The sequence below is a fragment of the Nostoc sp. genome (assembly GCF_035638895.1).
Classification (GTDB): Bacteria; Cyanobacteriota; Cyanobacteriia; order Cyanobacteriales; family Nostocaceae; genus Nostoc.
The window spans coordinates 1-10223 of sequence record NZ_DASQZC010000293.1 but is presented as its reverse complement, the minus strand read 5'-3'; the positions used below and the strand labels follow the sequence as shown (position 1 = coordinate 10223).

At 43.0% G+C, this 10223-nt stretch carries 8 protein-coding genes; 3 read left to right on the top strand and 5 right to left on the bottom strand.

Annotation, left to right across the window (positions count from 1 at the left end):
* The coding region (locus VE944_RS14365; protein ID WP_324978080.1) for an HAD family hydrolase at nt 1-597 on the top strand (597 nt) is incomplete at its 5' end.
* A gap of 156 nt (nt 598-753) precedes the next feature.
* Here VE944_RS14365 and VE944_RS14360 read toward each other — a convergent pair.
* On the bottom strand, nt 754-1380 hold the full coding sequence (locus VE944_RS14360) for a CPP1-like family protein (RefSeq protein WP_324978078.1): 627 nt from the start codon (nt 1378-1380) through the stop codon (nt 754-756).
* 646 nt (nt 1381-2026) lie between these two features.
* On the opposite strand from VE944_RS14360, the gene VE944_RS14355 reads away from it, so the two are divergent.
* Nucleotides 2027-2746: a response regulator transcription factor gene (locus VE944_RS14355; RefSeq protein ID WP_324978076.1), complete on the top strand. Its 720-nt coding sequence runs from the start codon at nt 2027-2029 to the stop codon at nt 2744-2746.
* Between the two features lie 396 nt (nt 2747-3142).
* On the opposite strand, the gene VE944_RS14350 is transcribed toward VE944_RS14355, so the two are convergent.
* The 4 genes from VE944_RS14350 to VE944_RS14335 form a co-directional block, all read right to left on the bottom strand.
* On the bottom strand, nt 3143-3448 hold the full coding sequence (locus tag VE944_RS14350) for a small RNA NsiR4-regulated ssr1528 family protein (RefSeq protein WP_100898458.1): 306 nt from the start codon (nt 3446-3448) through the stop codon (nt 3143-3145).
* Between the two features lie 259 nt (nt 3449-3707).
* Nucleotides 3708-3962, bottom strand: a complete 255-nt coding sequence (locus VE944_RS14345; RefSeq protein WP_324978072.1) for a hypothetical protein — start codon at nt 3960-3962, stop codon at nt 3708-3710.
* 74 nt (nt 3963-4036) lie between these two features.
* Nucleotides 4037-7123, bottom strand: coding sequence for a phosphoenolpyruvate carboxylase (gene ppc, locus VE944_RS14340; RefSeq protein ID WP_324978070.1), 3087 nt, complete (start codon nt 7121-7123; stop codon nt 4037-4039).
* Between the two features lie 102 nt (nt 7124-7225).
* Entirely contained in the window at nt 7226-7462 is a 237-nt protein-coding gene (locus tag VE944_RS14335) for a hypothetical protein (protein WP_229551635.1), read from the bottom strand.
* Between the two features lie 458 nt (nt 7463-7920).
* On the opposite strand from VE944_RS14335, the gene VE944_RS14330 reads away from it, so the two are divergent.
* The coding region (locus VE944_RS14330; protein ID WP_324978067.1) for a DUF1574 domain-containing protein at nt 7921-10223 on the top strand (2303 nt) is incomplete at its 3' end.

The window sequence follows — 10223 nt, the reverse complement described above, 5'->3', positions numbered from 1 at the left end:
CCAGACCAAGTAGTGCAAGAACTTCCGAAAGCGGAATTTTGGCAATTAAAGCGATCGCGCGTTCCCGAAAAACAAATTGCCTTGAATTCTGGATTAGATGAAGCCCAAGCCCAAGAATTTACCCAACTGCGGCGGCAAACTGTGCATACAGAACCCTACTTTGACTATGACACCCTTGCGCCTGGTGCTGTAGATGCACTGTTAACAATTCAACAAGCTGGAATTGATTTGGCAGTAATGACCATGCGCCGAGTTCGGGAACTAGATTATGCTTTCAAAAAACACGATTTAGGAAGATTTTTCCCAGAAAACCGTTGTTATTGCTTGAGTAACGACTACGTTAAAACTCGTGATATTGAAGATAAGCCCTTGTTAATGGCTAGGGCATTAAAAGAACTGCCCCCGGCTACTGATACCTGGATGGTGGGAGATACAGAAGCCGACATCACCGCAGCTAAAAATTATGGGGTTAAGGTGATGGCTGTGGAATGTGGCATCCGCGATCGCACCCAATTGGAACTTTACCATCCCGACTTAATCGTTAAGGATTTTAGCGCTGCTGTAGATTTAGTCTTAAAACCTAAACAATTTGTCTAGAAAAGCTTTCTAGCTGCAACAGATTGAATTTCTCGGCATTCAGGTTGCAAATTAAAATAGGAGTCAAAATAGGTATTCTGACTCCTGACTCTCAAATTTTGAGAAGAACACATATAAACCATGTCTTCTGTACGGAAACTTGCTTACAGCCAGCATTTACCGTAGAAAACTACTAACCAACCACAACAATATAAACGTTAGTACACTAGAGAACTGATTTGATGACAAATTGAGGAATGGTATTTGTAGTAAGAGCCAGCCAGCAACTAGTCCCCCAGTGATTAAGCCAATTATTAAACTGACTAGGGTGAACAAAACTGCTCGGCCAAATTTGTTTTCCTTGCGATTGAGAAAGTAAATACTAGCGCCTACCCCAACCACCAATGCCAACTGCAAAACTTGATCGCCTCCCTCTGGGTAAAACACACTGATAGAACTCAAACCAAGAAACCAAGCTCCTGGTAAGAATATATCGGCAGGTGAAGGCTTGTCCAGCATCCGTTGCAGCCATGCAGGTGACTGCTCACGAGGGGCTGGGCTTTCTTTAAGAGGCGATTGCACTCGTAACTCTGGAAACCGAATACGCTCAGGGACTTTAATTTTACCTTCTTGGCGCATCCGTAAGCGATCCATTAAAATCGCATCGTAAGCAGCTTCAATTACTTCTAAATGCTTGGCATCGCTACTATATTGCTCGAATAGGCGATTACGAGCATCCTGAATTTCATCGAAGCTAGCCTCTTCTGATACCCCAAGTTTGTCGTAGGGATTTTGATCGCTCATGGGAGTTTATTACTTCAGCCTCAGTCAGCGGCAGTCTTTTGTCGAATAAAAAACAGCTTTAGGTTTTCTTTTAATCGAAACTAAAGTCTCGACTTATTTTATGCCCTAACAGGATAGTAGCACGGGTCAGTTTAATCGACTTTGTAATTTCAACTATAGCCACTTTAACATATCGCTATAACTCCGTGTATACCCTCATGTCGTTGTCTAATTCTGGCTCTAATCTAGAATTTGAACGGAGAGTACCTAAAACACATAGTTTTTATGAAAATATCAATTTTAATGTTTCAAATTTGGCAACTTACTGTGCCCTAATAGAATTTTTTTAATTATACTGAATAATCGCTTGTGGTATATATCCGCATATCGATTTAAAATTGAGACGTTTTAAGTTACCACCTAACTGGGATCAAGAACGTGTCTTGGTGTTAAGAACTGTTGCGGCTAAAGTCAGAGCGCTTATATACTGTGCCTAACAGAAATTTAGCGTTCTCATCGCCCAGAATCCTGATTAGAGTATTTCTTTTTGAATAATCAGGAATCTTATACCGTAGCCATGTAGATTCTTAGTTAGCCCCAAAGTGGCAACTGCGTTTTTACGCAAACCTTTTGTTAATCTTACGAATTTTTGTGCAAAGTAATGGTCATGGCTCCTGCCAAGATTCTTGTAGTTGACGACGACCCTGCGGTTCGGAATTTAATCCAACGCTTTCTGATTAAGCAGAACTATCAGGTCGAGGCTGCCGAAGATGGAAAGACAGCCTTAACTCTATTTGAGCAATTTAACCCCGACTTGGTAATTCTAGATGTGAATTTACCAGATGTAACTGGGTTTAACCTCTGCCAAGAGATGCAAAGTCGTAATGGTGTATTTGTTTTGATGTTGACTAGCCGTGCTGACGAAGCTGACAAAATTCGCGGCTTCGCTAAAGGTGCTGACGATTATCTCACCAAGCCTTTTGGATTAGGAGAGTTAGAAGTCAGAGTCGGAGCTATTTTGAGGCGTCAACGAGTGATAACTACTGCCGAGCAAAAACGCTTGGTATTTGAAAAACTGATGATTGACCCAGTGCGGCGGGAGGTGGCACTTAATAACCAAGCAGTACCTTTAACTGCTCTGGAATTTGATTTGTTGCATTTTTTAGCCAGCCATCCAGGTCGAGTTTGGCGGCGTGCGGAGCTAATCCAAGAGGTATGGGACTATGAATATGTCGGCGACCAACGGGTTGTAGATGTCCATATCGGGCAAATTCGCAAGAAGATTGAAATTGATGCTAGTCAGCCAGCATTAATTCAAACTGTACGTGGCGTAGGGTATAAGTTTGAATCTCCTGCTCATGCCCAGCACTTGGAAGCTAAGTCTTGAGTTAACAGTCTAGAGTTTTTTAACTCTTGACTGTTAATTCTTGGGGGAGTGATTAGTGAATTTCTTTAGCTTTAGTAAAAAACAAATTTAAACGCTCAAAATAAGTAGATATTGCTCAAATACAGATCAGGCAGTTATTTGAGATGTTTATTTATGCGTTTAAGACAGTGGCAAGGGAGAGAGTCCACTGGAAAATATTTATTTGCATCTGACCTGACCATTTAGGTAGATACAACAGTGCTTAGGTTGGAGTTCGTAGCGGCGCACAGCTATCATTGGTGTCAACACCCAACAATATTTGGGCTTTATCTTCCTAATTTGACACCAATGGGCATTGCTGCGCCACTAGAACATATTTGGTTCAAATAAATGAAAACTGTTGTAAAACATTAACAATTATTTACCACTATAGAAAAAGGCAATTTCTTTTTCTTTTAGGGGTGCGAAACCAGCATCTACAAGTAATTGGTCGAGTTCTGCTTGGGGAATGTGTTTTGCACCAATTCGCACAATGCGCGATCGCATAGTATTAGATACGCCACTGCGCTGTCTATTGCCTTCTAGCGCCATAACTTTACCATAAAGTTCTAGCTTTGCAGGCGGAATGGGAGAACCATCAAAATCAATTCCCTGTGCGATCGCTTCATCAATAGCATCAGCACCTGTGGTAGTTTGATTTCCTGGGTTAGTTTCGGTAGGCATGGTGATTTACTCTTCTTCGTTATGGGTAGATTTTACCAGCCTTATTGACACCAAACCTGCTTACTGGCTTTTTTGCGATCGAGGATTATTTGCAATTCTTCGCGTGAGAAATTTATCTTAATTAAGCCTGTCTAAGTGATCTGAATCAAAAAACCTCTAAGAAGGTTTTACTACGTAAAACCTTCCCTCTCCGACTCGGAGAGGGACAGACTTGAACTTTAGTTCAAGGCAGGGAGAGGTTCATTGAACTCACGCTAGACTAATCACGAGCTTGTCGCGTCACCAAACCACCAACAAACGCCCCTAAGATAGTACCTGTCCATAGTCCTGTTGTGCTACCTTGCCATATTGCTCCTGGTGTCATCCAAGCATTGCACATCTCCTTTAAACCCCAAGGTTGGTTTTGGCACTTTTGGCTATGCAGCATTATGGTGATTTGCCCACTAGTGTAAGCACCAAAAAAACCTGCTGATAGCGCCAAAAAAGTGCAAATTAAAATTCTATTTTTTGTCATTTATCATTTGTCAATTTCTTCCCCTGCCTCCCCTGCTCCCCCTGCTCCCTCATCTCCCCACTCCCCACTCCCAATCAACCTGTATTTCTCATCCCAGCTGCAATTCCATTAATAGTTAACAATGCTCCTCGCAGTAACTCGCCTTTGCTGTAACGAGAGTGGATGACTCCAGAAGTAGCAGTAGTATTTAGGGACTGCCGTAGCCGCTTGAGTAGTGAAACTTGAATAAATCCCAAGGGTACAATTGTGCCATTGCGTAACTGCACAGATCGTTGCAAGACAGGATCGCCATCTAAGAGTCGATTGTGATCGGTGATTTTTAATACCAAATCTCTTGTGAGATAAAACTCGCTAGCAATTTGGTCAAAAACTTTGGCAAAACGAAGTTGATCTTCTGGTTTTGATAATTCCTGGACGTAGTGATGTGCCATTTGCATATCTACTTTTGCCAACGTCATCTCAGCTTTAGAAATCACCATCTTGAAGAACGGCCATTTAACGTAAAAGTAGCGCAGCAATTTCAAGTGTTCTTCTGGTTCTGCGTTCAAGAATTCTTGTAAAGCTGTGCCAACGCCGTACCAGGAAGGAAGTAAAAAGCGGGTTTGTGTCCAGCTAAATACCCAAGGAATAGCTCGCAGACTACTTAAATCTTTCTTACCAGATGGACGGCGGGCTGGACGGGAACTAATTTGTAGCTGGCTAATTTCTTCAATGGGAGTTACTTCGTGGAAGAAGTCAACAAAATCAGGCTGTTCGTAGATTAAAGCACGATAATGTTGACGCGATCGCGCCGCTAATTCTTCCATAATCTCATTCCAGGGTTCAATATCATCAAACCCTGTCCGCAGCAGACTAGCTTGAATCACCGCAGTGGTAATGGTTTCCATGTGGTACAATGCCAAGTCCAACAAGGAGTATTTAGAAGCCAAAACTTCTCCTTGTTCGGTAATCTTGATTCGCCCATTGATACTATGACCTGGTTGAGCCAAAATCGCCTCGTAAGCAGGGCCGCCACCCCGTCCTACAGAACCGCCGCGTCCGTGAAAAATCCGCAAATTTATATCGTAGTTTTCTGCTATTTTTTGCAGTGATTTTTGGGCTTTATGAATTTCCCAGTTGCTGCTTAAAAACCCAGAGTCTTTGTTGCTATCAGAATACCCCAGCATCACTTCTTGTAAGTTTGGGGAGAGGAGGGAGGGTGCTGGAGAAGCAGGGGGAGCAGGGGGGGATGAATTTTCATCCACAACACTTTCTGCTTTTGTCTGTTCGTAGCCGCCAGCTAACAAAGCGCGATATAAGGGGAGTTCAAACAGTTTCCGCATGACGCTTCTGGAGCGTTGTAAGTCTTCTACTGTTTCAAATAGGGGGACTACTTGAATGGTTCCGACAGCAAGGGCGGGGTCAAAAAGTCTGGCTTCTTTGGCTAAAAGTAATACTTCCAACACGTCGCTCACGTCGCGGCACATGCTGATAATGTAAGTTTTGCAGATATTTAGACCAAATTCTTGTTGCAGCGATCGCACAACGCGAAAGGTTTCAATTACATCGTTGGTTTTCTCAGAAAATGGCAATTCTGCCGGAATTAATGGCCTCCGGGTTTGCAGTTCTCCTGTGAGCCAAGCGACTCTTTGCTCCTCAGATAGTTCGTTGTAAGGTTGAGGTAATATTTGCAGGTATTCTAATATCTCATTAAGCGCATCAGCATGGCGAGATGATTCTTGGCGAATATCTAGCTGTGTCAAATTAAAACCAAAAATTTCTACCTGACAGATCAGATTTTCTAATTCTCGACAGCTTAAACCTGTTTCTGTCAAGTTGCGCTGAATCATCCGCAGTTCTGCTAAAAAATCGGCTCCCGAAATATACAGGGGACTATCTTGATTTTTTGGCGTTTCCCGATTGTACAAAGCTAGATTGCGATCGCGAGTATTTTCTAGCCGTTTCAGCACATAAGCCAGTTTGAGCCGATATGGTTCTTGCCGATAACGTAGCGCCAGTGCGTCATATACCTCACTCAACTGGGACTGATCCAATTCTAGAGATTCTAGTAAATCTGGTAAGACATCACTCCAGTGCATCGACACACTCAATAATTCAATCAGATTTTTCACTGACTTAATATATTTTTCAAGCACCATTTTGCGCTGATAGCAAGCTGTTTGCCAGGTAATTTCTGGTGTGACTGATGGGTTCCCATCCCTGTCTGAGCCTACCCAGGAACCGAAAGAACAAAAGTTTTTACTCGGTGGTTCTAGCCAAGGAAAGGTATTAGATAGGGTGTGTTTAAAACGTTTATAAAGTTGAGGAATGCCATCAAATAAAACTTCTTGGAAGTAGTGCAGAGCATAATCTACTTCATCTAGCACAGTGGGTTTGAACTGGTGAAGTTCGTCTGTACGCCACCAGAGGCGAATTTCTTCGAGCAATTGTTCGCGTACATCTGCTGCTTCCCAACCATATCCCCCAGCTGTTGCACCAGAATGGTTTTCTAAAGCATCCAGTTTTTGCAAAAGTTGTACCACCTGGCGCTGCTTATCCCGGATGGTATGACGAACAATTTCCGTCGGGTGCGCTGTGAAAACTAAACGCACATCCAGATGTGCAATTAAACGTTGAATTTGTTGGGGTGGTACATTCAATTTGAATAAATAGGGAAACAAGGCAGCAAAAGTACCTTTTGGTTTGACTTGCGCTTTTTCTAAATAATTCTTTCTAAGCAACTCTGCTGCTATTCCCTTGCTAACAGGCGCGTCATCTTCTCTTTGATTAGAAGAATAGTTGACATTAGATGCTATTTCTGCATCTGTAGGCTCTGTTTCTGCCTCATAGCGACTCAATTGCTGCCGTTGTTCGTATTCCTGCTCTATGATGTTAATCAACTGAAAATACAGAGCGAAAGCACGAGCGGCGCGAATTGCTTCGTTGATATTTAGTTGTTCAATCAATTTTACGGCTGAGGATGCTTGGTCATTTGTTGCTTGTCCTTCTGGTGAGCACAAATCTCGCAACTCCCGCAACAAGTCTACCATGTTTTGACCGCATTCTTGCCTCAGAACTGACTCCCACAATTCTTCCACTACCTGGAGACGATGACGCAAAAATAATTCCGACACCGGGTATATATCCGCAGTTTGAGACGAAGAGTATAAAAGGGAACCCATATTCTCTATTGTTGTAAAGCTAATAACTGTTTACGCTTCTAGATTGTGCAATTAATGCTCACCAAGTTTTTCCTGAGCAAATAATTATTTGGTGTATATTTTCTAAGTTTGATTAGTTTCGCTATCCTCTGGGAAGTCGAGATTGGGTAGGCGATCGCCTCGCAATAATTCTTCACTTGCCTCCCCTATGGCTTCTAGTGCCCTTACTGTAGTTTTTCCGGTAATGAGCAGCAGTAATATAGACGCTGTACCTATTTGTAAAAGGAAGGATTGGGGAATGCTAAAGAAATCCAGATTGGATGCGGGGTTAGTTGAGGGTTGTTGGTAGGCAGGAGGCATTGCTAATTCTTGGTTATGGGAATATGAGTCAAAAGGAGTCAGGAATTAGGAGAGACGCCATTAATCGCGTCTGTACAGGAGTTAGGAATTATGATTACTTCAACGATCATCAAGACACGGAGTTTAAATGAGATAAGCTTGTTGTTTATTTTGCTCATCAGGGGCGTTACGCGAATCAAACTTTAAACGACAAATCATCAGCCAGTCATATAAAATTATTCTGACTCTTGGCTCGTAACTCCTAACTTCTTAATTCTGACTCCCTATTAGTAAAATAAACGCAAAACTCAACATTAGTCAGACTTGCAACCTGTACAAGACTATCTTGGCCGATTTTATGAGCTACAAAGGTAACAAAATTGTTAAAAAAAAACGTCGGAGTATGGTAGACCTATGGTTCTAGTTTACAAGTGCAGGCACTATCCCCCAACAATCGCTTCTTGTAAAGTTAACTGAGCATGAAAACAGTATTACCAGATCGCCAGCAATCCTTAGTGCAGTGGATAAGCCAAGCAACAGGGATCAACACTTTCGGGGTGAAAGTTCGCTTACGGGGAAATAACCTTCATATTCTTTGTGAAGGTACAGAATGTCCGCAGCGTTGGCATACTTTATCTGACTTGCTGCAAGCATTACAGCAGACAGACTTGGATGTTCTGACAAGTGACGAACAACCCTCAATATATCAAGTATTTGTCTATGGCCGAAGAAAAGGGGAACAGCGCCCCTTATGGTGTCATCGGGTTTACTTGAATCAAATAGATAAGCACCTGGAGCAGGTAAAGCAAGCGCTGCTAGAAGATTCGGAAAAATCAAAACAATCGGCTGGGGCGCTAATTGTCTCTAACGAAAGTTTGGCACGCCAAGGGAACCCAGAAGCGATCGCTCGATATCTGAGCGAAACTCTGAGTACGTTAGGTGTATCAGTACAGGCAAAGATTAAGCCATATAAGCCAAAGAACTCTCAGGCGGAAGAAGATCGGCTGTGGATATTTTGCCAGTCGAGCTATACCCCTGATGCATCATTGCTTGCTGAACCGATAGCACAGAAGTTGCGTTATCTCAAGCTTACTGGCTATCAAGATGCAATAATTGTTTCCCAGGTGAGCGGCGAAACTGCGCCTGATTGGCTGCTGCGGGTGGATTTGACCCCACCAGAGGTAATGCTCAAAGAATGGGCGCGTTGGGGCGACATACAAGCGATCGCGCGATTATTAACTGAGGTGTTATCAGGGTTAAAAGTTGCTGTCCAAGCTTTTCTGAAAGAATCAACGCTACATATTTTTTGTAGCCCAGCTTCTGATCCTTTGGGAACTGCGCCAATCCCCGACAAAGAAGTGTGCTTAGAGGCGATTTTACCGCAGCTAGAAGCGATCGCACCTCAAGGCATTCTTGCCGCCACCATTTACGGACAAAAAGCAGGCGACAATGAACCAACTTGGATTGATTTTGTAGCTTTACCTGCTACAAATTATCCCGCCTTTGCCACATTACCGTTAGATTTGGCGAATACTGGCGATGAACCAGCCATCATATTTTTACTAGAGCGTTTACTCAATCCTGACCTGGATTGGCGTTTATTGACAGGTGGAGTTCGCGTCCTTCTGCTGAATAAAAATGATTTATTGCACATCATGTGTGATGCACCTGTTTGTCCAGGGCGTCAACAAGTAGCAACTAAAGTTACGCAGTTTATCCGCCAGTTAAAAATTCCCGGTATTATGGGGGTACGTGTCTACGGTCGCCGGGCTGGGAATAAAGAGCCTTTTTGGAATTATGGCGTTGATATTGAGCATCGTCAACGTTTAGTACCAGAAGCAACTCCAGAATTTGCTGCTACTTCTAAATACGTTAATGATTTAGTAACCTCTGAAACTAGTGAGCCAATTTTGCGCCCCGACTTAACCACAGAAGAAGTTCAAACTTTTGTCACAGAAATCGCGCGAGATTGGATGACAACGACGAGTGCAACCGCGAAAAAATTCCTGTTACAAAGCCAGCTATTTATCGAAAGCGATCAGTCAGGAGAACAAAGCCCTGATGTTCAAGGACTTAAGGTTGCTTTAGTGTGGGGAACGCTGGGATTATTGCTTACCCTTCAAACTGATTGGGTATTGGGTCGAATTATTGCAATTACTACACCTTCGCCAAAAGTAGCCAGTGTCTTACCTTCATCCTCTTCTGGTGAAAAGGCATCTTTGATATCTGGGAAAACTCAGAATGAGAAAACAACATTTTTTACCAGCACTTCCAAAACCAAATCTTCTCCAAATCAGAGTTCTGTATTTAATGCTTCGGAGTTTACCCAAAGTGATGATAGCCCGACAAATAATTTGGCAGCCGCACCACTGAAGGAAAAAGCAACCGCTACTGCTATTCTTTTAGCAGCGCGATCGCAGATGCCAAGTTTTAATGTTAGGCAGTTAGACGAGCAACTAGCATTGTATAAACAGCGTTTGGCTAGAACTGGGACTCCGCCAGATGTGTTGATTATTGGCTCCTCCCGCGCTCTCAGAGGAGTAGATCCAGCAGCACTTTCTAAAGCTTTAGCGACTCAGGGCTATCCAAATCTTGATGTATTTAACTTTGGAATCAACGGTGCTACTGCACAAGTTGTAGACTTTGTGATTCGCCACGTACTGGAAGCATCAGAACTGCCTAAAGTAATTATCTGGGCAGATGGGGCCCGTGCTTTCAACGGTGGACGTGAGGATATGACCTTTAAATCCATCGCTGCATCGGCTGGTTATAAACAAGCATT